This is a genomic window from Lysobacter terrae (assembly GCF_054782215.1).
Window position 1 is genome coordinate 225,263 of the sequence record NZ_BAAGSX010000008.1, and the last position, 24,131, is coordinate 249,393.

Sequence of the window (24,131 nt, forward strand, 5' to 3'; positions counted from 1 at the left end):
ACCCGTAGGGGTGGGCCTGGGCCCACCGATTGTCTGAACGATTAGCGGAACAGCAGAGCCGACATCACGAAGTTGAACATCAGCACCAGCAGCGACGCGTTCACTACCGCCTGCGTCGTCGCCACCGAGGTGCCCTCGATGGTCGGCTCGGCGTGATAGCCCACGTGCGCGGCGACCAGCGCGGCGACCGCGCCGAACACGCCCGACTTCACGAAGGCCATCAGGAAATCGTCGCCGAAGTCGACGCTGTCCTTGAGCACCTGCCAGAAGAAACCCTGGTCGATGCCGATCACATGCACCGCTTCGAAGTAGCCGGCGCTGATCGCCAGGCTGCAGAAGAAGGCGGTGAGCAACGGCATCGAGATTACCGCGGCCCAGAAACGCGGCGCGACCGCTTTGCCGATCGGATCGATCGCCATCAGGCCCAGCGCGGTGATCTGGTCGGTGGCGCGCATCAGCCCCAGTTCGGCGGCGATCGACGAGCCGGCGCGGCCGATGAACAACAAGGCCGTCAGCACCGGGCCGAGTTCGCGGTACATGCCCAGGCCGAGCATCGCGCTGACCTGATTGGCCGCGCCGTAGGTGTCCAGCGCGCGATAACCCAGCAGCGTCACCGACAGGCCGACGAACGCGCCGCCCACGGTGATGATGGGCAGCGTACGCGCGCCGATCTTGTAGATCTCGCGCACCAGCTCGCGGAAGAAGTCGGCGGTGGGCTTGCTGGAGCGCAGTACCGACAGGGTGAACAGCCCGGCGCGGCCGATGGCGCGGGTGGCGGCAACGAAGGGCATCAGGCGGCCTCCGCCGACGAGAAGGCGCGGCTTTCGAACGGAATCGGACCGTCCGGCTCGCCGTTGAGGAACTGACGGATCAGCGGATCCTCGCTTGCCTGCAGTGCGTCCGGCGTGCCGGAGAAGACGATGCCGCCATTGGCGATCACCACCGCGTGGTCGGCGATCGGCAGCGTCTCGTGCACGTGGTGGGTGACGATGATGCTGGTGAGGCCGAGCGAATCGTTGAGGCGCTTGACCAGGTCCATGACCACGCCCGAAGCGATCGGGTCCAGGCCGGTGAGCGGCTCGTCGTAGATCATCAGCGGCGGATCCAGCGCCAGCGCGCGCGCCAGCGCTACGCGGCGCGCCATGCCGCCGGAAAGTTCGCGCGGATACGCATCGGCGGCGGCGCGCAGGCCGACCGCGTGCAGCTTCATCAGCACCAGGCGCCGGATCAGCGCGGGCGGCAAGGAGGTATGCATGCGCAGCGGCAACGCTATGTTTTCCGCCGCGGTCAGGTCGGTGAGCAGGCCATTGCCTTGCAGCAGCACGCCGATGCCCTTGCGCAGTTCCAGCAGCGCGCGCGACGAGCGCGGCACTTCCTGGCCCAGCACTTCGACCCGCCCGGCCGCCGGCGCGAGTTCGCCGGTGAGCGCGGACAACAACGTCGACTTGCCGCTGCCCGACGGTCCGAGCACCGCGACGATGCTGCCGCGCGGCACCAGCAGATCGATGTCGCGCAGCACCGTACGGCCGCCACGGTCCAGGCGGAGTTTGTCGATACGGACGATGGGTGCAGTGTCGGTCATGCCGAAAAAGTAGGTTTACGCGCGCGAGCAAAACGCGCGCAAGGATGGGGGTGCGCGGCTGAACGGGAGGTGGCGGCGGGCATTGTGGCAGAGGCGGGGCGCGGGGCGGGCTTGCCGGAAGTCATTTTGCTTATCTCGCCCGTTGCGACCCCCATCCGGCAAGATGCGCGGCAATGCCCGCCGCGCCCGACTTTCGCCTCTACTACTCCAATGCGCTGGACGTGCTGGCGGAACTGCTTGCCCGGGAGCTGCGCGAACCGGTGCCTGGCCGCCCGCTGCTGACGCCGGACGTGGTGCTGATCCCGCAGGTGGCGATGCGGCGCTGGCTGCAGGCCACGCTGGCGCAGCGACACGGCATCGCCGCGCATCTGCAGTTCCTGACCCCGGGCGAATTCGTGCGCCACGCGCTCGATGCCAACGTGCCCGGCGCCAGCGAGGACCTCGACGCCGCTGCCGTGCAGTGGCGCCTGTATGCGCAACTGTCCGAACCCGGTGCCCTCAGCGGTCGCGCGCTGACACCGCTGCGCGACTATCTTGCCGGCGAGGATCCGCTGAAGCCGTGGGCGCTCGCCGGTGAACTCGCCGGCATCTTCGAGAAGTACCTGGCCTGGCGCCGCGATTGGCTGCTGGCCTGGGAATCCGGACGCGATCCTTACGACGCACAGGCCGAGTTGTGGCGGCGTGTCGCTGCGGGACAACGCCATCGTGCGCGCCGCATCGACGATTATCTGGCGCGTTTCGGAGCGCCCGATGCTCCGCTTCCGCGCGCATTGCCGGCCCGCCTGTTCGCCTTCGCCACGCTCAACATCTCGCCGGACGTGCTGCGTGTGATCGCCACCCAGGCACGCGTGGGCGCGCTGCATTTCTATGTGCCCACGCCATCGCGGCGCTATTGGGGCGATCTGCCCAGCTACGCCCAGCGCCTGCGCGACGATCCGGAAGCGAACGAGGACGAGAATCCGCTGCTCGCCGCCTGGGGCGCGGCCGGCCGCGACTTCATGGCCGTGCTCGGCGGCCACGAAGTAGTACACCCCTCGTGCGAACTGGAACGCTACGCCGATCCCGAAGCGCTCCCGGACGATGCGCCCGCGCAGGATTCGCTGCTCGGCCGCCTGCAGCGCGACCTGCTGCACCGGCGCGCCCCGCGGCCGTGGCGCAAGGTGCTCGATCGTGCCGACGCGAGCCTGCAGGCGCACGCCTGCCACACGCGGCTGCGCGAGGTGCAGGTACTGCACGACCGCCTGCGCGCGCTGCTCGACAACGAACTCCCCGATGGCCGCCGCTTCGATCCGCCGCTGCAGGCGCGCGAGATCGCCGTGCTCGCGCCCGACATCGATCTGTACCGCCCGCATATCGAAGCGGTGTTCGGCGCACTCGCCGGTAGCCGCGACTACATCCCCTACGCCCTCGCCGATCTCAGCCCGCTGGCAGGCGAACCGCTGGCGGAAGTGTTCCTGCGCCTGCTCGCCCTGCCGACCTCGCGCTTCGGCGTGAGCGAAGTGCTCGACCTGATGGCGACACCCGCGGTGGCCGAAGCGGCGGGCCTGGACGCCGCCGGCATCGAGCGCCTGCAGGGCTGGCTGCACGAGGCCGGCGCGCGCTGGGGACTGGATCCGGATCATCGCGCTCGCCACGACGCACCGGCGGACGCGGCCTACACCTGGCGCTTCGCTCTCGATCGCCTGCTGCTCGGCCATGCCAGCGGCGACGACGCGGATCTCGCCGGGATCGCACCATGGACCGAACTGGAAGGCAGCGCGCTCGATGCGCTCAATGCGCTGATCCGCGTGCTGCGTGTGCTCGCGCGGCATGAGCGCCTGCTCGGCCGCGCGATGCCGCCCGGACAATGGCGCGAGACGCTGTGCGCGCTGCTCGACGCGCTGTTGCCGGAACGCCCGCGTGCGCCCGCCGATCTGCGTGCGATCGAGCGTCTGCGCCAGCAGATCGACGCCTTCGCCACCAGCGCGGCCGCGGCCGGCATCGCGCAGCCGGTGCCGCCGGAAGTGGTACGCGCCTGGTTCCAGCAGGCACTGGCCGAATCCGACACGCGCGCGCCGCTGCTCACCGGTGGCGTCAGCTTCGCGCGCATGGTGCCGATGCGCTTGTTGCCGTTCCGCGTGATCTGCGTGCTCGGCATGAACGACGGCGATTACCCGCGTCGCGATCCCGCCGGTGGCCTCAACAAGCTGACCCAGGAACTGACCACGCCGGCGCGGCGCTTCGGCGACCGCTCGCTGCGGGAAGACGACCGTTTCCTGTTCCTGCAGCTTTTCGCCGCGGCCAGCGAGGTGTTCTACGTCAGCTGGATCGGCGCCGACCCGCGCGACGGCAGTGCACGCGAACCGTCGGTGCTGGTTTCGGAACTGCTCGATGCCGCCGCCGCGTATCACCACGACCCGGATGCGCGCCGCGCGCTGGTACTGCACCACCCGCTGCAGCCGTTCGCGCCGCGTGCGTTCGGCGATGGCGAGGAATCGCGCCACTTCAGCTACCAGGCGGCGTGGCATCCGGCCGCCGATGCGCTGCGTGGTCCACGCAGCGAGCCGCGGCCTTGGTTCAACGACGTGCTGCCCGATGCCGAAGCGGAGACGGAATTGCCGCTGGTGGCGCTGCGCCGATTCCTCGCCGATCCGGCCGAGCATTTCCTGCGCACGCGCATGGGCCTGCGCTTGCCCGACGACATCGCCGTGCATTCCGATCTGGATCCGTTGGTGGCGCCGGCCGGCGGCCTGGAACGCTGGCGCCTGCAGCAACTCGTGTTCGATGCTTGCGTGGACGAGGACACCGCCGACCTTGCCCGGCGCTTGCGCGCGCGGGCGCTGCTCCCCTCGGGCGCGCTGGGCGAACGCCAGCTCGCACGGATTCGCGCGGAGGTCGAGCCGTACGCGGCGGCGATGCGGCGCTGGCGCGAAGGCGCGGCGGGGCCATTCTTGCCAGAAGCACGCGCGTTCGAACTCGATCTCGATGGCGTGCGTCTGTACGGCCACCTCGATCGACTCTATCCACACGGAGCGCTGCGGCTGCGTCTGGACACGCTGCACGGGCCGGCGCAGATCGCGCATGGCCTGGATTGGCTGGTCCTGTCCGCGCTCGGCGATGCGCGCCCGTTGGCGCAGCTGGCGCAGTGGGACGACGGCCCCGACGTGCGTTTGCGTCCACCGATTGCTCCTGCGCAGGCGCGCACGGCCTTGAGCGCATTGCTGGCGCTGCGCCGCGAAGGCCTGCGCGAACCGCTGCCGCTGCAGGCCCGCTCCGCGTGGCTGTGGTATGCCGCGCCGCGCGACAACGACGCCGACAAGGCGGCGGCGTGGAAGGCTGCGCGCGAGCAGTGGTTCGGCAGCGAGCGCAAATGGGGCGAGGTCGACTTGGCCGCGGTGCAGCTGGCGCTGCGCGGCCGCGATCCCTTCGACGACGATCTGGATGACGCCGACGGCGTGCGCTTTCGCGCACTGGCCACGCGTCTGTTCGATGCCGTGGTGCACGGACGCACGGGAGCGCCGGCATGAACGCACCGGCCACGACGCCCGCACTGCCGCGCGACTTCCTCGACCTGCCGCTGGACGGCGTGCGCCTGATCGAAGCCAGCGCCGGCACCGGCAAGACCTTTACTCTGGCGACGCTGGTCACGCGGCTGGTGATCGAGCGCCAGTTGCGCGTCGGTCAGATCCTCACAGTCACCTATACCGAAGCGGCGACGCAGGAACTGCGCGAGCGCTTGCGCGTGCGCCTGGAACTGGCAGCGCGCCTGGCGAACGAAGTCGCGCTGATGCCGACCTCGCTCGCCGACGACGGCGACGCCGCGATCACCCGCGCGCTGATCGAACGCCAGGCCAGACATGAGAACCCGGTGGCGCTGGCGCGACGCTTGCGCCAGGCCGCGCGCGAGATGGATCTCGCCGCGGTCTTCACCATTCACGGCTTCTGCGCGCGCGCCCTGGCCGAGCACGCCGTGGAAGCTGGACAGCCGCTGCTTGCGCCGGAACTGATCGGCAGCGAACGCGAGCTGGTCGATGCGGTCGCCACCGACCTGTGGCGCGTGCTAAGCGCGAATGTGGCCGAGGCGGAGTTGTTGCAGGCGCAGTGGCGCACGCCCGAAGAATTCGCGGCCGACCTCGGCCGGCTGTTGCATGCGCCGCGTATCGAACCGGCGGCGCCTGAGGCGGATGCGCCCGATCCGCTGGAGCCGTTGTGCGCCGCCGCGAGCGCGCTGCGCCATGCGTTCCGCGAACACGGCGAGGAAGCCTTCGCCGCCCTGACCGCGGCGATCGAGGCGAAGGCACTCAACGGCAACAGCTACAAGCCAGGCCTGCCCGCCGAACTGCAGCGCGCGCTCGCGCAATGGTGCCGGCAGGGCGACCCGACCGCCGCGATCCACGAGCGCATCGAGCGCCTCACTCCGCAGACGTTGGCAGACAAAACCAACAAGCCCAAGAATGCCGGCGCGCCGTCGCCCACACCGACATCGCCGTTGTTCGACGCCGTTGCCGTCTATCTCGCCGCCGCCGAACGGCGCGTCGCCTGGCTGGGCGCGCAGCGCATCGCGCTGGTGCATCGCCTGCGCGAGCAGGGCGCGCAACGCCTGGCCGCGCTCAAGCGCCTGCGGCGCGAACAGACCTTCGACGACCTGATCGCCGATCTCGCCCAGGCGCTGGAAGGCCCGCACGCGGCGGATCTGGTCGAACGCCTGCGCGCGCAGTACGCCTTCGCATTGGTCGACGAATTCCAGGACACCGATCCGCGCCAATGGGCGATCTTCGAACGGGTTTTCGGCGATGCGCACGCGCGGCCGGCGTTGTTCCTGATCGGAGACCCCAAGCAGGCGATCTACCGCTTCCGCGGCGGCGACGTGCACACCTATCTCGCCGCGGCCGAGCGTGCGCAGCGTGCGCCTGCGCTGGATCGCAACTTCCGCTCGCGTCCGTCGCTGCTGCGCGCGATCGCAACCTTGTACACGCAGGCTGGCGAAACCGCCTTCGTCGATCCGCGCATCCGCTTCCGCGACGTGCATGCGGGCGATACGGTGCGCGATGAAGATCTCCACAACCATGGCCGTATCGCCCCGGCGTTGACTCTGGCGGTATTGCCGCCGCCCGGCGACGGCCGCAAGAAGCCGCAATGGAGCGTCGGCGAGGCCCGCACGCTCGCCGCGCACGCCTGCGTCACCGCGATGCATGCGCTGCTCGCGGACGCACGCGAGGGCGGCACCGCGCTGCGCGAGAAAGACCGCGACCGCGCGCCCGAGCCAGGCGATATCGCCGTACTGGTGCGCAACCACGCCGAAGCGACGCTGATGCGCGAGGCGCTGGTGCGCAGCGGCATCCCCGCGGTAGCCGCGGGCCGCAACAGTCTGTTCGCCACCGAACAAGCGCGCGACGTGCTCGCACTGCTCGAGGCGCTGCTGCACCCGGACGACGATGCGCGCCTGCGCGGCGCGTTGGCGACGATGCTGGTCGGTCTGGACGCGGCCACGCTGGTGCGCTTCGACACCATGCCGGCGCTGCACCGCGAATGGCAGCTGCGCGCACTGGCGTGGCGCGACCGCTGGCGCCGGCACGGCCCGCTGGCCCTGCTCAACACGGTGTGCGCGGAACAGGCACCGCGCCTGCTCGCGCTCGGCGATGGCGAGCGCCGTCTGACCAACGCGCTGCAGTTGGCCGAAGCGCTGCAGGAGGCCGATGCGCACGCGGTCGGCGAGCACGGCCTGGTCGACTGGCTGCGCACGCAGATTGCCGAAGCCGACGACAGCGACGAAACCCAGCAGCTGCGCCTGGAATCCGACGCGCGCTGTGTGCAGATCCTGACCCTGCACAAGAGCAAGGGCCTGGAGTTTCCGTTCGTGTTCCTGCCGTTCGTGGCGATCGGCCGCGACAGCCGCAACGGCAATCTGTGCGAGTACCACGATGGTGCGCAGCGCGTGCTGCAATTGCGCAGCGAGGCGACGCCCGTGACCCGGGCCGCATGGGATCACGCCAAGGATGCGCAGGAGCGCGAGGAGCGCGGCGAGGACGCGCGCCTGCTCTACGTCGGCCTGACCCGTGCGCGGCATGCGCTGTGGCTGGCGACGGGCCCGTTCGCGCAAGCCGAGCTCAGCCCGCTGGCGCGGATGCTCGAGGATCCCGACGCGCTCGCCGCGCAGCTGGGCGATGCCGTCGACGTGCAGCGGCTTGCGCTCCCGCTGACCCTGCCCGACACACTCGCGCCGGAACGGCGCGACGCCGTGCCTCCCGCGCGCAGTGCGCGCCGTACCGTGCCGCGCGACTGGTGGGTCTACAGCTTCACCCAGCTCGCCAACGAAGCCGCCGCCACGGTAGAGGCCGCGCCGCGTGCGGTGAGCGAGGAGGGCGGCGCACAGGACGAACCCACGCCGGCGCTGTTCGAAGGCGATGCGCGCTTCGCCGGTAGTCGCTTCGGCAATGTGCTGCACGGCGCGCTGGAGCGCGTGGATTTCGCCGCCTGGGCGCAGTGGCCGCAGCTCTCGCCGGCAGCGGAAGAGCAAGCGCATCTGCGCGCTGCCTTGCAGGCCGGCGGCTACGGTGACGCCGACATCGACGACGGCGTCGCGGTACTGGAGCCACTGATCGGTCACACCCTGACCGTGCCGCTGCCGGAAGGTGCGCGCCTGTGCGCGGTGCCGTCCGACCAGCGCGCAGTCGAAATGGAATTCCACTTCGCCCTGCGTCCCACCGCGGTCGCCGATCTGCTCGCGTTGCTGCACACACACGGCCTGCTGCAGCAGCGGCAGGCGTTCGGCACGCGGCAGCGCCTGGAAGGGCTGATGACCGGCAAGATCGACCTGGTTTATGCGCACGCCGGACGCTTCCATGTGCTCGACTACAAGTCCAATCGTCTCGCCGGTTATCACCCCGATGCGCTCGCCGCGGCGATGGACGACAGCGAGTACACCTTGCAGGCGTTGCTGTACACGCTGGCGCTGCACCGCTGGCTGCGCTTCCGCCTCGGCGACAGCTACGCCTACGACACGCACTTCGGCGGCATTCGCTATCTGTTTTGTCGGGGCCTGGATGCGTCCAATCCGGCTTCGCCGGGCATCTACGCGTGGCTGCCGCCGCGCGCATTGATCGAAGGCCTGGACGCGTTGTTCGGACACGACGTGGCAGCGGAGGGCGCGGCATGAGCCTGCTCGACACCTTGCTGCGCCAGGGCGCGCTGCGTCCGATCGATCATGCCTTGGCGCAGAGCCTGCGCCGGCTCGGCGACGAGGACGGCAGCACGGACGAGCGTGTGCTGGTTGCGGCTGCGCTGGCGTCTTCCGCGGTGGCGCAGGGTCACGCTGGACTCGACCTCGCGCGGCCGCAGCTGGTCTGTGCGGCGGAGGCCGAGTGGCCCGATGCCGGCGAATGGGAAGCGGCGCTGCGCGATTCGCGTTGGGTCGCACAGCCCGATGCGCACGCGGCCAGTGCGCAGGCGCCGCTCGCGCTCGAACGCGGCATGCTTTATTTGCGCCGCTATCGCGAGTTCGAACGCCGACTCGCAGCGGGGCTGCGGCGCATCGCCGATGCCGCGCCCGCAACGGGCGATCACGCCGCGCTCGCTCCGTTGTTCGCTGCGCTGTTCCCGCATGCGCGCGAAGGCGATCGCCAGGCGCGCGCGGCGGCGCTGGCGTTGTTGCGCTCGCTGCTGCTGGTGACGGGCGGACCCGGTACCGGCAAGACCACCACGATCACCCGCGTGCTGCTGTTGCTGCTCGCGCAGGCACGGCTGGCGGGTGCGGCGCCACCGCGCATCGCCCTGGCCGCGCCCACCGGCCGCGCCGCCGAACGCATGGCGGAGAGCTTGCGCACGGCGACGGCGCAGCTGGATGCGGTGCCGGACATCGAGGCCGCGTTGCTAGAAGCGATGCCGGCAGCGGCGAGCACTCTGCACCGCTTGCTCGGCACGCTGCCGGACAGTCCGCGCTTCCGCCACGACACCGACCACCCGCTGCCGTTCGACGTGCTGGTGATCGACGAAGCCTCGATGGTCGACCTGCCGCTGATGTGCCGGCTGGTGGAAGCGGTGCCCGACGGCGCACGCCTGATCTTGTTGGGCGACCACGACCAGCTGCCCTCGGTCGAGGCCGGCGATGTGCTGGCGGCCATCACCGATGCCGCTGGCGAAGGCGAAACTCTGCCACCGGCGGTGGCGACGGCATTGGCGCCATTGTTGGGCGACGTGCCCGTGCATGCGGACACGGGCGGCGCGCTCGCCGGCCATCGTGTGCAGCTGCAGCGCGGCTATCGCCAGGCGGCCGCGCTGGATCTGGCACCGCTCGCCGAAGCCTTGCGCCTGGGCGACGCCGAGGCCGCGCTGCAGCGCCTGCGCACGGGCCTGGCCGGCGTGCGCTTTCACGCCGACCTCAGCGATCCGCTCACCGGCGCCACTCGCGAGGCCCTGCTCGCTCCGTGGCGCGCGCTGCAGCAGCTCGACGATCCGTTGCAGGCCCTGCAGCACGCCGCGCGGCTGCGCCTGCTCACTGCGCTGCGCGAGGGCCCGCAGGGCGCGCAGGTGCTCAATCAACGCATCGAAGAAGCACTTGCGGGCATGCAGCGCGATCCGTACTTCCACGGCCGCCTGCTGCTGATCACCGAGAACAGCTATCGCCATGGCCTGTTCAACGGCGACATCGGCGTGTGCCAGCTTGATTCCGCGGGCGTGCCGGTGGCCTGGTTCGCTGGCGGCAGTGAGGGCGTGCGCGGTTTCCATCCGGCCTCGCTGCCCGCGCACAGCGGCGCTTTCGCCATGACCGTGCACAAGGCGCAAGGCTCGGAGTTCGACACGGTGTGGCTGCTGCTGCCGCGTCACGACGCGCGTTCGCTGTCGCGCGAGCTGATCTACACCGCGCTCACTCGTGGCCGCCGCGAACTGCATGTGTGTGCGGGCGAAGCCGTGCTGCGCGCCGCGGTGGCTCGCCATGCTCAGCGCGTGTCGGGTCTGGCTTGGCGCCTGCGAGAGCGAGAGTTAGCTTGATGAATTTTTTAGGCCGCGCATTCAGCGATTCTTGATCTTCGCTGGACGCTCGCTTGGTTAGCGTGCCCTGCATCGGCGCCGCGTGGCGCCGATTTCCCCCTGCAGGAGAGCGAGCGATGAGTGACATCAAAAAGGACCACAACATTGGTGCGGGTACGGGCGCGATGACCGGTGCAGTGGCGGGTGCCGCCATCGGCTCGGCCGCGGGTCCCGCCGGCACGGCGGTCGGCGCCGTGGTCGGCGGCCTGGTTGGTGCGAAGGCGGGCGATTCGATCGCCGAAGCGGTGAATCCCACCGAATACAGCGACCACTTCCGCAGCGAGTACACCGCGACGCCGTACTACATCAACGGCAGCGAGTGGCGCGACTACGAGCCGGCTTACAAGTACAGCTACGACGCCTACGGCCAGAATCGCGGCCGCCGCTTCGAGGAGATCGAGCCCGAACTCGAGCGCAATTGGAATGCCGCGCGCGCCAATTCGCGCCTGGAATGGAACGACGCGCGCCAGGCCGTACGCGACGGTTGGCACTACATCGAACGCGCCTTGCCGGGCGACGCCGACCGGGACGGCCGATAGGCGCCTGAGCGGCGGCGCCGGCCGCAAGGAGCGCCACCCACGAAAAGCCTGCGACCGCGGGGCCACACGGCCCCGCGGTTCTGTCCATGCCGGCCGCTGGAGTACGATGCCCGTCCCCGCTACACGAGGCCGGCCATCGCTGCCGGTGACTGCATGGCCAACGACAAGCCCTCCCGCGAACAGGCCGAAGCCGCCGTGCGCACCCTGCTCGCCTGGGCCGGCGACGACCCGGCCCGCGAAGGCCTGATCGACACGCCCAAGCGCGTCGCCACCGCGTTCGGGGACTGGTTCAGCGGCTACGACGACGACCCGACTGAATATCTCAAGCGCACCTTCGAGGAAGTCGAGGGCTACGACGAGATGATCGTGCTGCGCGACATCGAGTTCGAAAGCCACTGCGAGCACCACATGGCGCCGATCATCGGCAAGGCTCACGTCGGCTACCTGCCCAACGGCAAGGTAGTGGGCATCAGCAAGCTGGCGCGCGTGGTCGAGACCTACGCCCGCCGCCTGCAGGTGCAGGAGAAGCTGACGGCGCAGATCGCGCAGGTGATCCAGGACGTGCTGCAGCCGCGCGGCGTCGGCGTAGTCATCGAGGGCGCGCACGAATGCATGACCACGCGCGGCGTGCACAAGCGCGGCGTGAGCATGATCACTTCGAAGATGCTCGGCAGCTTCCGCGAGGATGCACGCACCCGCGCCGAGTTCCTGCAGTTCATCGACGTCGGTCCGGGGCGCTGATGCGCGCCGCGCGCCGGTCGCGGGGGGACGAGGGGATGCGGCGCGGACGCTGGCTGCTCGCGCTCGTGCTGCCTGCGCTGCTCGGCGCCTGCGAACACTTTCCGCTGCCGACGGGGTCGACCGACCCCGAAATCCGGCGCCAGCGCCAGCAATTCGACCAGACCTTCGCCTACCGGCGCATGGGCGAGCTGGCCAACGTGGTGACCGACGACATTCAGCTCACCACGCCTTCGCGCGTCACCACCGGCAAGAAGAACCTGGTGCGCTACCACGAGGCGCTGGTGCAGAAGCATCCCGACGTCGTGCTCGCCTTCACCACCGAACGCGTCGAGCGCAATCCGCGCTGGAAGTTCGCCGCCGAGAGCGGGCACTGGACGGAGTCCTGGCAGGAAGACGGCGAGTCGGTCGAGATCCGCGGCAGCTACTACGCCTTGTGGAAGTTCCAGAGCGGCCGCTGGCGGCTGCAGTCGCAGACGATGGCGCCGGTGTCGTGCAAGGGCCCGAAATACTGTCAGACCATGGAGTGAAGCCGATGACGCCACGCGGATTGACCGGAGTCATGCTGCTGTTGGCGTCGTTGTGGACCGGTTCGACACAGGCCGCACCGCCGCGGACCTTGCGCGTGGATCTGCTGCACACCGGCAACGCGACGAGCCAGCAATACGCGCTGGACCGCGTCGTGATCGAGCCGCTGCCCTGGCCGGGCAATCCCGCGCGTCCGTTGGACGACACCAACCGCGGCCTCAACCGCTTCGAAGTGGTCGATCCGAAGACCAACCGCGTGCTGTATTCGCGCGGCTACAGCACGATCTTCGGCGAATGGCGCACTACCGACGAGGCGCTCAAGCACAGCCGTGGCTTCCAGGAGTCGCTGCGCTTCCCGCTGCCCGACAAACCGGTGCGCGTGCGCGTGCTCGAACGCGACGACCGCAATGAATTCTCGGTCGTGTGGAGCGTCGACGTCGATCCCGCCGCGATGGACGTGGAACGCGAGCAGCGTCCTGCGCCCGCCAAGCCGATCGCGATCCGCGACAACGGCCCGTCGGCGCAGAAGGTCGACCTGCTGATCCTCGGCGACGGCTACACACAGAAGGAACTGAAGAAGTTCGAGGCCGACGCGCGCCGTCTCGCCGACCATCTGTTCAGCGTGTCGCCGTTCCGCGAACGCGAGCGCGACTTCAATGTCTGGGCGCTGGCCCTGCCCACGCGCGAATCCGGTGTATCGCGGCCGTCCACCGGCACCTTCCACACCTCGGCACTGGGCACGCGCTACGACATCTTCGGCAGCGAGCGCTATGTGCTCACCCTCGACAACCGTGCGCTGCGCGAGCTGGCCCAGTACGCGCCGAACGAGTTCATCGAAATCCTCGTCAACAACGAGACCTACGGCGGCGGCGGCATCTTCGGCCAGTTCAGCACCGCCGCCGCGAGCAACGACTGGGCGAACTATCTGTTCGTGCACGAGTTCGGCCACCACTTCGCCGCGCTCGCCGACGAGTACTACACCTCGCCGGTGGCCTATGCCGCCGGTGAGGAGCGCCCGGAGCCGTGGGAACCCAACGTCACCGCGCTGCTGGATCCGGCGAACCTGAAGTGGAAGCGCCATGTCGCGCCGACCACGCCCTTGCCGACCCCGTGGCCCAAGGCGGAATACGAGGCGTATCAGCGCGACTATCAGGCCAAGCGCGTAGCGTTGCGCAAGGCAAATCGGCCCGAAGCGGAGATGAGCGCACTATTCGCCGCCGAGCGCAAGTTCACCGACGAACTGATCGCCCGCCAGCCCAACCGCGGCCTGATCGGCGCCTTCGAAGGCGCGAACTATCAGGCCAGCGGCTATTACCGCTCGGAGATGCAGTGCACGATGTTCAGCCGCAGCGAGCGTTTCTGTCAGGTGTGCCAGGACGCGATCGCGGAGATCATCGATCTGTATTCGCGGTAGTTGGCGCCTTCCCCTCGCCCCGCTTGCGGGGAGAGGGACAGCGTTGCGTAGCAACGCAGGGTGAGGGGACGTCGGGTCACCGCGAAAAGCGCCCCTCATCCGGCGCTTCGCGCCACCTTCTCCCCGCTGCGCGGGGAGAAGGGGACAGCGTCGTCGCTTACTTGGCTGCAAGCGCCCGCACGATGGCCGCCGCCGCCTCGCGGCCTTCATAAGCGGCAGTCACAACCAGGTCCGCGCCGCGCACCACATCGCCACCAGCAAAGATCTTCGGATGCGTCGTCTGGAATGGCAGCAACGTATTGTTTGATGTGTCCTGGCAACCGCGTCCGCAGCCGGTCCGCTCCTTACCGACGCGAATGCGCCCATCGCGCTCCAACTCGACCCCATGCTCCGCAAGCCACTGCGGCGGGTCCGGCTGAAACCCGAACGCGATGATCACCACGTCCGCCGCCAGCACCGATTCGCTGCCGGGCACGACCACCGCGTTGCGGCGGCCGCGTGCGTCGGGTTCGCCGAGCACGGTCTCGGCCACGCGCACGCCGGTGACGACTTCGGTCCCTAGCAGACCCAGCGGCTGTCGATTGAACAGGAACTGCACACCTTCCTCGCGCGCATTGGCGACTTCGCGTGTGGAGCCCGGCATGTTGGCTTCGTCGCGCCGGTACACGCAGCTCACGCTCGCCGCGCCCAAGCGGACCGCGCTGCGCACGCAATCCATGCCGGTATCGCCGCCGCCGAGCACGACCACGCGCTTGCCCTTGAGATCGGGCAGCGCGATGTGGTCTTCCCAGCCGGCGATCGGTGCGCCTTCGGGGTGCAGTCCGCTGACGATGCGGCCGTTCTGCACCAGGAACGGCAGCGCCGGCAGCACATTGATCAGGTCCTGCCCCGGCAGGCCGCCATCGGTATAGCGATAGCTGCCCAGGCCGAGAAACACGGCGTCGAACTCATCGAGCAGGGATTCCAGCGTCACATCGCGTCCGACTTCGACGCCCAGGCGGAATGCAATGCCCATGTCGTCCAGGATTTCGCGGCGCGCGCGCAGCACGGTCTTGTCCAGCTTGAAACTGGGAATGCCGAAATGCAGCAGCCCGCCGATGGCTTCGTAGCGATCGAACACCGTGGCGTGCACGCCAACGCGTGCAAGACGATCCGCGCACGAGAGCCCCGCGGGCCCCGCGCCGATCACCGCCACTCGCTTGCCGGTGGGCACGACGTTGGACATATCGGGCCGCCAGCCCTCGGCCAGCGCGGCGTCGACGATGTACTTCTCCACCGCGCCGATGGTCACCGCGCCGAAACCGTCGTTGAGCGTGCAGCTGCCTTCGCACAAGCGATCCTGCGGGCAGACGCGGCCGCAGATTTCCGGCAAGGGGTTGGTCTCGTGGCACAGTGAGGCGGCTTCGCTGACGCGCCCCTGGCGTGCGAGTTCCAGCCACTGCGGGATGTAGTTGTGCAGGGGGCACTTCCACGAGCAGTAGGGATTGCCGCAGTCGAGGCAGCGGCCCGCCTGGCGCTTGGCCTCGGCATGATCGAAACGGCCGTACAGCTCGCTCCAATCGCCGTCCTGTCGCAAGGCCAGGGGAATGCGCGCGGGCATTTGCCGCGGCTGATCGCGAAAGCCGAACACAGGCTTGGTGGCGGGCTTCTTCGTTTCCATCTTGCTCACGCGGCCCTCCGCAGGTTTTCTGCCAGTGCTTCGAGACTCGCCGCCTTCGGCTTCACCAGCCAGAACTTGCCGAGGAAGTCGCGCATCTCGTCGACGATCTTTGTGGCCCACGCACTGCCGGTGTGCTGCGCGTGCGCCAGCAGCAGGTCGCGCAGGTGCGAGCGGTAGTTCTCCATGCCGTCGCCGGCGATGCGCTGGATGTCGATCAGTTCGTGGTTGTAGTGGTCGACGAAGTCGCGATCCATATCGAGCACATATGCCAGTCCGCCGGTGAAGCCCGCGCCGAAATTGAGGCCGGTGCGGCCAAGCACGGTCACCACGCCGCCGGTCATGTACTCGCAGCAGTGGTCGCCGGCGCCTTCCACCACCGCGATGGCACCGGAGTTGCGCACGCCGAAGCGCTCGCCCGCCCGGCCCGCGGCGTACAACTCGCCGCCGGTGGCGCCGTAGAGGCAGGTATTGCCGATGATCGGTGCGCTGTGGGTGTCGTAGCGTGCTTCCGGTGCGGGCTTGAGTACGATGCGCCCGCCGGCCATGCCCTTGCCGACGTAATCGTTGGCTTCGCCGGTCAGTTCGAAGTGCAGGCCGCCAGCCTGGAAGGCGCCGAAGCTTTGTCCGGCGACGCCACGGAAACGCACCGCGATGGGCGCGTCTTCCATGCCGCGATCGCCATGCGTGCGCGCGATGCGGCCGGACAGACGCGCGCCGATGCTGCGGTCGGTATTGCGGATGGCGAAGGCGTAGTCGCCGCCGCGCTTATGCGCGATTGCCGCCGTGAGTTCGCGGTCGAGTTGCGCGGCCAGGCCGCTCGCTTCCGGTGCCGGTGCAGGCGCGCCGCAATGGCCGCCGTGAACCAGGCCATCGCTCGCGAGCAGCGGTGCAAGATCCAGCACGCGGCCGCGCACGTTGTCGCCGTCGATCTGTTGCAGCAGATCGGTGCGGCCGACGATCTCGCCCAACGAACGCACGCCCAGCTGCGCCAGCCACTGCCTCACTTCCTCTGCGAGCAGGCGGAAGAAGTTCTCCACGCGCTCGGGCAGGCCGGTGAAATGATCGCGGCGCAGCGCCTCGTCCTGCGTGGCCACGCCGGTCGCGCAATTGTTGAGGTGGCAGATGCGCAGATACTTGCAGCCCAGCGCGATCATCGGCGCGGTGCCGAAACCGAACGTCTCCGCACCGAGCAAGGCGGCCTTGATCACGTCGAGGCCGCTCTTCAGGCCGCCGTCGGTCTGCACGATCACGCGTTCGCGCAGCCCGTTGGCGAGTAGCGCCTGCCGCGCTTCGGACAGGCCCAGTTCCCACGGCGTGCCGGCATAACGGATCGACGACAGCGGACTCGCGCCGGTGCCGCCGTCGTGGCCGGAAATGGTCACCAGATCCGCGCCTGCTTTCACCACGCCCGTCGCAATCGTGCCCACGCCCGCGTGCGACACCAGCTTCACCGAGATCAGCGCGTCCGGATTGACCTGGCGCAGGTCGAAGATGAGTTGCGCCAGGTCTTCGATCGAATAGATGTCGTGATGCGGCGGCGGCGAGATCAGGCCGATACCCGGCATCGCGTAGCGCAGCCGCGCGATCAGCTCGTTGACCTTGTGCCCAGGCAGCTGCCCGCCTTCGCCCGGCTTGGCGCCCTGCGCGATCTTGATCTGTAGCACTTCGGCGTTGACCAGGTATTCGGGCGTGACGCCGAAGCGGCCCGAAGCGATCTGCTTGATCTTGGACACCTTGTCGCTGCGATAGCGCACCGGATCCTCACCGCCTTCGCCGGAGTTGCTGCGGCCGCCCAGCCGGTTCATCGCGATGGCGAGCGCTTCGTGCGCCTCCGGCGACAGCGCGCCCAGGCTCATCGCGGCGGTGTCGAAGCGGCGGACGATGGCTTCCACGGGCTCGACTTCTTCCAGCGGCACAGGTGCAACCGCCGGCTTCAGTTGCAGCAGATCGCGCAGTGCCGCCGACGGGCGCTCGTTCACGGCGGCGGCATAGCGCTGCCAGTCGCTCCATTCGCCGGTGACGACCGCGCGCTGCAACGACGTCACCACATCCGGATTGAACAGGTGGTACTCGCCGCCCGGCAGATACTTGAGCAGGCCGCCGATCTCCGGCAGCGCATTCGCGTTCCACGCGTGATCGGCGAGGTCCTGTGCGTCGGACTGCAGCGCGTCGAAGCCGGCGCCACCGATGCGCGCGGGTGCGCCGGTGAAGCAAAGATCGACCACGACGCGGTCCAGTCCGATGATCTCGAACAGTTGCGCACCGCGATAGCTGCCGACGGTGGCGATGCCCATCTTCGACAGGATCTTCAGCAGGCCCTTCTTGACGCCGCGCCGGTAGCTGCGGCCGATCTGCGCGACTTCGCCGTGCTTGGTCTTGAGGATGCCGCGCACGCCCAGGTCGTGCAGGGTCTGGTACGCCAGGTACGGATACACCGCCGTCGCACCGAAACCGATCAGACAGGCGAAGTGGTGCGGGTCGCGCGCCGTTCCGGTTTCGACCACGAGGTTGGCCTGGCAGCGCAATCCGGCGCGGATCAGGTGCTGGTGCACGGCGCCGGTGGCGAGCAGGGCGTGCAGCATCAAGCATTCTTGTTGCGGGTAGCGATCGCTCAGCAGCAGGAAGATCGCGCCGTCGCGCACCGCCTGCTCGGCTTCCTCGCAAATCCGGCGTAGTGCGGCTTCCATGCCTTCGGTGGCGGTGAAGTTCAGGTCGATCAAGCGATGCGCGCCGGCGAACGGATCCATTGCCAGCAACTGCCGCAGCTTGCGTTGCGACAGCACCGGTGAGTTAAGCATGACGTGGTGCACCGCGGCGGCACCGCGATCGCCTTCGATGCCATCGGCGAAGATGTTGCCTTCCGGTCCGAGCTGCGTGACCAGCGACATCACGCAGTCCTCGCGCAGCGGGTCGATCGGCGGATTGGTCACCTGCGCGAAGGCCTGGCGGAAGCAGTCGTACAGCGGCCGCACCTGCTGCGAGAGCACCGCCATCGGTACGTCGTCGCCCATCGAGCCGACCGCTTCCTGCTCGGATTCTGCGAGCGGGCGCAACACCTGCTCGCGCTCTTCGCGGGTGAGCTGGAATAGCTTCTGGTAGCGGCTGAGGGTTTCGTGGTCGAAGGGCTCGGCCGCCAGGCTAGGATCGATCAGCTCGCTGTGCAGGTAGGTCATGCCCTGCTTGAGCCAGCGCTTGTACGGCGCGCGGGCGCGGTTGATCGCGTCGATGGCTTCGCTGTCGAGCACCACGCCCTGTTGCAGGTCGGCGGCGATCATCTCGCCGGGGCCGAGCTTGCCCTTGGCTTCGACCTCGCCTTCGTCGATGTCGAAGACACCCGCTTCGGAGGCGATCATGAAGCGCTCGCGTGTCTTCACCCACCGCGCCGGCCGCAGACCGTTGCGGTCGAGCGTGCACGCGGCGTAGCGCGCATCGGTGGTGACGATGCCGGCGGGGCCGTCCCACGGTTCGGAATTGATCGCGTAGTAGTCGTAGAAGGCGCCGAGGTCGGCGTCCTTGTACTCCAGCGACTGCGTGGCCGGTGGAATCAGCACGCGCATCGCCTTCAGCAGATCCCAGCCCCCGGCCTGCAGCAGCTCGAGCATGTTGTCGAGCGATTGCGAATCCGAGCCGTCGGTGGTGATCACCGGATCGAACTCGCGCAGATCCAGATCCTTGGTGCGCCAGGCATGCGCACGCGCCTGCGCCCAGGCGCGGTTGCCGGAAATGGTGTTGATTTCGCCGTTGTGTGCGAGCAGGCGGAACGGCTGCGCCAGCGGCCAGCGCGGCGCGGAGTTGGTGGAAAAGCGCTGGTGGAAGACCACAGCGCTGCTGGCCAGTTCGGCGCGCTGCAGGTCGGGATAGAACTGGGCGAGGCGGTCGGGCAGGACCATGCCCTTGTAGCCGATCGCGTGCGCCGACAGCGACACCACGTAGAAGTCCTGATTCGCCGCGATGTCGTGCAACCGTTGCTCGGCGCGCCGGCGGGCGAGATAGAGCGCGTGCTGGAAACGTTCCGGCGTCGGCCGCGCGCCGTCGATGTCCAGCGCGGGGACCACGAACAACTGCTCGATGCGCGGCATCGAAGCGCGCGCGCGTTCGCCGCAGGCCGCCGTGTCGACCGGCACCACGCGCCAACCGGCGACGGCGAGCTGCACTTCACGCAAAGCAGCGGCCAGGGTGTCGCGAACGCGTGTCGCGGCGGCTTCTTCGTGCGGCAGGAAGACCAGGCCAGCGGCATACAACTGGCCCACGTGGATGCCGGCTTCGTTCGCGAGCGCGCGCAGCCAGGCATCGGGCTTGCGAATCAGCAGACCGCAGCCGTCGCCGCTGAGGCCATCGGCCGCCACGCCGCCGCGGTGGGTCATGCGCACCAGCGCGTCGATCGCGCGCTGCACCAGTTCACGCGAGGGCGTGTCGTCGAGCTGTGCGATCAGGCCAAAGCCACAGGCATCGCGCTCGTCGCGCGGGTCGTACAAACCTTGCGGGCCCGGTTGGGGGCTGGAGTCCATGGCGTTCCTCGATTGCATTACTCGGTGAGTACCGGCGAAGCAGGTGGGACGACGGCAAAGCGGCAGCGGTGGTGCGGGGAATTCCCTGTCGTTGGATCGGTGTCGCGTTCTCTGGAGGGCGGGGACAGGCGCCCGCGGTTCGCTCGCGCGGTCCGGCCGGCCTGACTCCTGGATGGCCCGAATAGAACATGTTTTGTGCGCCGCCGCAAATTAGTTTTTGTTCGGATAAGTAGTTGAAACTGAAACTGTTTTCCGAGCTTCGGCTCTACCTTTTCTGCTTCGCGCTCATTCGAGCGTCGCAGTGGGTGCGACCGCGTGCGCGCTAAACTCCGCGCTCGCATTTTTCGAAGCACTCCCGTGACCGAACCGACCCACGGCGCGCGCCAGGCCGCGCTGATCTTCATCTTCGTCACCGTCCTGATCGACATCCTTGCGTTCGGTCTGATCATTCCGGTGCTGCCGCTGCTGGTGAAGCAGTTCGCCGGCGGCAGTACGGTCAGTGCCGCGCACTGGATTGGCGTGTTCGGCGTGTTGTTCTCGGCGATCCAGTTCGTCTGCGCACCGATCCAAGGCGCGCTGTCGGATCGCTTCGGCCGCCGCCCCGTGATCCTGCTGTCGTGCTTCGGCCTGGGCGTGGACTTCATCTTCATGGCGATCGCACCATCGATGGCCTGGCTGCTGGTCGGCCGCGTGGTCTCGGCGATCTTCTCCGCCAGCTTCACTACCGCCAACGCGTACATCGCCGACATCACGCCGCCGGAAAAGCGCGCGCAGGCGTTCGGCATGCTCGGCGCCGCCTTCGGCCTGGGCTTCATCGTCGGACCGGTACTCGGCGGCTGGTTGAGCGTGATCGATCTGCGCTTCCCGTTCTGGGGTGCCGCGATCCTGGCGCTGTGCAACTTCGTCTATGGCTGGTTCGTGTTGCCCGAGTCGCACCCGCGCGAGCATCGCTCGTCCATCTTTGACTGGCGCCACGCCAATCCGCTGGGCTCGCTGAAGCTGCTACGCAGCTATCCGCAGATCTGGGGCCTGGCCGCCGTGGTGTTCCTGATCAACCTCGCCCACTTCGTCTATCCGAACGTGTTCGTCCTGTTCGCCGACTACCGCTACCACTGGGGTCCGGAAACGGTGGGCAGCGTGCTCGCGATCGTCGGCGTGTGTGGCGTGATCGTGCAGGCGGGCCTGGTGAAGCACGCGGTCGCCGCCTGGGGCGAACGCCGCGCGCTGATGTTCGGACTGTGCGCCGGCATCGTCGGTTTCACCATCTACGGCTGGGCGCCGACGGGGATGATGTTCCTGGTCGGCATTCCGATCATGGCGTTCTGGGGCTTCGCGATGCCGTCCACGCAGGCGCTGGTGACCAAGCAGGTCGACCGCACCGTGCAGGGCCGCGTGCAGGGCGCGCTGAGCAGCCTGATGAGCCTGGCCGGGATTCTCGCGCCGCAGTTCTACACCGGCATCTTCGCCTGGTTCATCGGCAAGAACGCACCGATGCACCAGCCGGGCGCGCCGTTCTGGGCGGCCGGGCTGCTGCTGGTGGTCGCACTGGGCATGGCCTGGCGCTTCGCCCGCGCGCCGCAGGCGGTGCCGCAACCCGCGTAGTCAGATAGCCAGTTTCTCCAGCTCGTTCTGCGGCAGCAGCATCAGCGCCCAGAACGGCACGCCGCGGTCGCCCCAGACGACTGCGGCTTCGTTGAGGATGTCCAGCAGGGCGGCGAAATTGTCGTCGTCGGCCTGACGCCAGGCATCGGAATGCTCGATCAACAGCACATAGCCTTCAGCGCGTAGCCACGACAGGTCGCCCAGGCAGTCCGCCAGCGCATCGAAGTTGCCGCCGAACCAGGCCGGAAAGCGCATCGCCTGCTCGAACCGCTGCAATACGCCCGCCTTGTTCGCGCGATGCGAAAGATCGATGCGGACGACGGCGAAATCGAGCGCATGCGCCGCTTCGGCGAGCGATCCGCCCTCGCGCGCATCGACGAAATAGGCGCCGCCCTGGGTGGGATCGGCCAGCACCTCGCGAACGTCAACCGGCATCATGGCGACACCTCGAACCGCCGGAAGCTGCGGTAGTGATCATCCGTGTACCAATACTCGTGCGGGGGCTCGCCCCCGGTGATGATGCGGCGCGCGCCGCGATCGGACGAATCGGGCGTTTCCACCGTGTACTCGCGGTAATAGCCGCGCGGCTGCGGCGGTAGCTGGCGTTCCCGGTTCTGGAAGACGCCACCGTCCTGCCGGTAGTCGAAGGGGCCGCCGTGCGCGATGCGGTCGAGGACCGCATGTGCCTCGATCGGCAGGAAGGCGGGGTAGTGCGGCGGTTCCGGGGCTGCCGGGCCCTTCGCGTCCGGGGCGAAGATGGCCGCCGGAGCCGACGCCGGGGCGTCGGGCGCCGGCATACGCGGCTGCGCCCACAGCCACAGGCCAAGCGCGAACAGGGCAACGAGGATCCATAAATGACGCCGCATGCGTGTTAGTTATGCAAATGCGGTGCCAGCCTTGTCCGCGCCGAAATCAGGCCGGAAAGCCGGGGTTTTTGCCGCTTCTGGCCGCCATGCGCTGCGCTGCGGCGGCCGTCGCGGCAGCTTCAGCCCTTGGCCGCCGCGAACTTGGACGCTACGCGTCACCCGCAGCGGACGTTGGTGATCTTGTTGCCGGCGTCGACATCCAGGTTGAGGCGGCTGCCGTTGAACTCCATGGTCGTCGCCTGGCCCGGCTTGAGCGCGCGTGCGGTCTCGGCGCCCGCGGCCGCGCGCGCCTGGTCGATGACTCCGGCGGATGCGGTCTGTCCGATCACACTGCGCGCGGCGTCGGCATTGCAGTTACTGGCCGCGGAATTGGTGGTGCCGCTCGAGCTGCTGTCGGTGGTACCGGTCGCAGCGGTCGAGCTGCTGACGCCGCCGGTAGCGCCGGTGCTGGCATCGGTACTGGCGGTGGCGGCGGTTGCCGTGTCTGCGGCCGCGCTGGTTTCGGAAGAGGCCGAGGCCTGGCTTGCCGGCTCGGTGGTGTGGCACGCGGCAAGCGCGATGACGAGCGCGGCGGCTAGGGGAAGGACAGGACGGAACATGCGCACGACTCCGTGGGGAGGGAGACGGCAGTGTGGCATCGCGTTTGTTTGTCGTAAGTCAACGTGGGCTGTGCGGCCGAGCTTCGGTGCAATCATCTTTCGTGCCAAGCCGCTGCATCGCTGCAGTGGACAACGATGTCGAAGACGCCTCGCCACTACGTTCCACGGTGGGGCGTTACAGTGCGGCCATCGCGGGCTGCCGCCCGCTTTGCGGAGCCGGTCATGGCGCATACCGTCACCTTCAGCGTTCCCGAACGCGCGCTGGGACGCGAGGACATCGAATTCGTGGTGAAGCGCGACGGCGTGCGCTTCGGCACCTTGCTCGTATCGAAGGGTGCGGTCGAATGGCGCCCGACCAACAAGGTCTACCGGCGCCGACTGCGCTGGGAGCGCTTCGACCAGCTGATGCGTGAAAGCGGACGCAAGGTCTAGCGTGGGCGACGTGACCGAGAAGCCCTATGCGCCCGCCTGCGATCGCAACCGCGATCCGATCCTGGACGTATTACGTACGCATTTCGCAGCCGCGCATCGGGTGCTCGAAGTGGGCAGCGGTACCGGCCAGCACGCCGTGTACTTCGCGCAATCGATGCGGTGGCTGACGTGGCAATGCGCCGATGTCGGCGAAAACCTGCCCGGCCTGCGGATGTGGCTGGATGAAGCGGCGCTGCCGAACACGCCGCCGCCGCTGGCGCTGGACGTGCGCGGCGAATGGCCGGTGCACGAATACGACGCGGTATTCAGCGCCAATACGCTGCACATCATGGGTTGGCCGGAAGTGGAGCGCTTCTTCGGCGGAGTCGACCGCGTGCTCGCACCGGGCGGCATCCTCGCCGTCTACGGCCCCTTCAATTACGGCGGTGCTTACACAAGCGAGAGCAATCGCGACTTCGACGGCTGGCTCAAGGCGCGCGACCCGCGCTCGGGCATCCGCGATTTCGAAGCGGTCGATGCGCTCGCGCGCGACATAGGCCTGGACTTGATCGAGGACGTGGCGATGCCGGCGAACAACCGCACGCTGGTGTGGCGGCGCGGTTAGACGCGCGGGAGAAGAAAAAGCCCCGCAGAAGCGGGGCTTTCTCGGAACCGACA

General features: G+C 68.6%; 17 protein-coding genes. 10 read left to right on the forward strand and 7 right to left on the reverse strand.

Annotation, left to right across the window (positions count from 1 at the left end; translation table 11 throughout):
• Positions 1 to 41 precede the first annotated feature (41 nt).
• A complete protein-coding gene (locus ACYVJ8_RS12850) occupies positions 42 to 791 on the reverse strand; it encodes an MlaE family lipid ABC transporter permease subunit (RefSeq protein ID WP_460712993.1) in 750 nt (249 codons plus the stop codon).
• A complete protein-coding gene (locus tag ACYVJ8_RS12855) occupies positions 791 to 1,582 on the reverse strand; it encodes an ABC transporter ATP-binding protein (RefSeq protein ID WP_460712995.1) in 792 nt (263 codons plus the stop codon). The genes ACYVJ8_RS12850 and ACYVJ8_RS12855 overlap by 1 nt, the downstream gene beginning before the upstream one ends.
• A 173-nt stretch (positions 1,583 to 1,755) precedes the next feature.
• Here ACYVJ8_RS12855 and recC point away from each other — a divergent pair, with 173 nt between their 5' ends.
• From recC to ACYVJ8_RS12890, 7 genes are all read left to right on the forward strand, one after another.
• On the forward strand, positions 1,756 to 5,088 hold the full coding sequence (gene recC, locus ACYVJ8_RS12860) for an exodeoxyribonuclease V subunit gamma (RefSeq protein WP_460712997.1): 3,333 nt from the start codon (positions 1,756 to 1,758) through the stop codon (positions 5,086 to 5,088).
• A complete protein-coding gene (gene recB, locus ACYVJ8_RS12865) occupies positions 5,085 to 8,717 on the forward strand; it encodes an exodeoxyribonuclease V subunit beta (RefSeq protein WP_460712999.1) in 3,633 nt (1,210 codons plus the stop codon). Before recC ends, recB begins: the two co-directional genes overlap by 4 nt.
• Positions 8,714 to 10,549 carry an exodeoxyribonuclease V subunit alpha gene (gene recD, locus ACYVJ8_RS12870; RefSeq protein WP_460713001.1) on the forward strand — a complete coding sequence of 612 codons (1,836 nt, stop codon included), beginning with the start codon at positions 8,714 to 8,716 and terminating at the stop codon, positions 10,547 to 10,549. The genes recB and recD overlap by 4 nt, the downstream gene beginning before the upstream one ends.
• Positions 10,550 to 10,665: 116 nt before the next feature.
• Positions 10,666 to 11,127, forward strand: coding sequence for a glycine zipper domain-containing protein (locus ACYVJ8_RS12875; RefSeq protein ID WP_460713003.1), 462 nt, complete (start codon positions 10,666 to 10,668; stop codon positions 11,125 to 11,127).
• Positions 11,128 to 11,280: 153 nt separating this feature from the next.
• Positions 11,281 to 11,868: a GTP cyclohydrolase I FolE gene (gene folE / locus ACYVJ8_RS12880; protein ID WP_460713004.1), complete on the forward strand. Its 588-nt coding sequence runs from the start codon at positions 11,281 to 11,283 to the stop codon at positions 11,866 to 11,868.
• Between the two features lie 35 nt (positions 11,869 to 11,903).
• On the forward strand, positions 11,904 to 12,395 hold the full coding sequence (locus tag ACYVJ8_RS12885; protein ID WP_460713006.1) for a nuclear transport factor 2 family protein: 492 nt from the start codon (positions 11,904 to 11,906) through the stop codon (positions 12,393 to 12,395).
• A gap of 5 nt (positions 12,396 to 12,400) precedes the next feature.
• Complete coding sequence (locus ACYVJ8_RS12890; protein WP_460713008.1) at positions 12,401 to 13,807, forward strand: M64 family metallopeptidase; 1,407 nt, start codon at positions 12,401 to 12,403, stop codon at positions 13,805 to 13,807.
• 157 nt (positions 13,808 to 13,964) lie between these two features.
• Here ACYVJ8_RS12890 and ACYVJ8_RS12895 read toward each other — a convergent pair whose 3' ends face one another.
• Both ACYVJ8_RS12895 and gltB read right to left on the reverse strand, forming a co-directional pair.
• On the reverse strand, positions 13,965 to 15,467 hold the full coding sequence (locus ACYVJ8_RS12895; protein ID WP_460713728.1) for an FAD-dependent oxidoreductase: 1,503 nt from the start codon (positions 15,465 to 15,467) through the stop codon (positions 13,965 to 13,967).
• A 5-nt stretch (positions 15,468 to 15,472) separates the two neighbouring features.
• Complete coding sequence (gene gltB / locus ACYVJ8_RS12900; protein WP_460713010.1) at positions 15,473 to 19,975, reverse strand: glutamate synthase large subunit; 4,503 nt, start codon at positions 19,973 to 19,975, stop codon at positions 15,473 to 15,475.
• A 339-nt stretch (positions 19,976 to 20,314) separates the two neighbouring features.
• Between gltB and ACYVJ8_RS12905 the strand changes: the two genes are divergently transcribed.
• Complete coding sequence (locus tag ACYVJ8_RS12905) at positions 20,315 to 21,577, forward strand: TCR/Tet family MFS transporter (protein ID WP_460713730.1); 1,263 nt, start codon at positions 20,315 to 20,317, stop codon at positions 21,575 to 21,577.
• Here the strand turns inward: ACYVJ8_RS12905 and ACYVJ8_RS12910 are convergent, their stop codons facing one another.
• The 3 genes from ACYVJ8_RS12910 to ACYVJ8_RS12920 form a co-directional block, all read right to left on the reverse strand.
• On the reverse strand, positions 21,578 to 22,015 hold the full coding sequence (locus tag ACYVJ8_RS12910; protein ID WP_460713012.1) for a barstar family protein: 438 nt from the start codon (positions 22,013 to 22,015) through the stop codon (positions 21,578 to 21,580). It lies immediately after the preceding gene.
• Positions 22,012 to 22,443, reverse strand: a complete 432-nt coding sequence (locus ACYVJ8_RS12915) for a guanyl-specific ribonuclease (RefSeq protein WP_460713014.1) — start codon at positions 22,441 to 22,443, stop codon at positions 22,012 to 22,014. Before ACYVJ8_RS12915 ends, ACYVJ8_RS12910 begins: the two co-directional genes overlap by 4 nt.
• 155 nt (positions 22,444 to 22,598) lie before the next feature.
• Positions 22,599 to 23,042, reverse strand: coding sequence for an I78 family peptidase inhibitor (locus ACYVJ8_RS12920; protein WP_460713016.1), 444 nt, complete (start codon positions 23,040 to 23,042; stop codon positions 22,599 to 22,601).
• A 222-nt stretch (positions 23,043 to 23,264) separates the two neighbouring features.
• Between ACYVJ8_RS12920 and ACYVJ8_RS12925 the strand changes: the two genes are divergently transcribed.
• Entirely contained in the window at positions 23,265 to 23,474 is a 210-nt protein-coding gene (locus tag ACYVJ8_RS12925; protein WP_386755817.1) for a hypothetical protein, read from the forward strand.
• Positions 23,475 to 23,484: 10 nt separating this feature from the next.
• Entirely contained in the window at positions 23,485 to 24,078 is a 594-nt protein-coding gene (locus ACYVJ8_RS12930) for a DUF938 domain-containing protein (RefSeq protein WP_460713018.1), read from the forward strand.
• Positions 24,079 to 24,131: the final 53 nt, after the last annotated feature.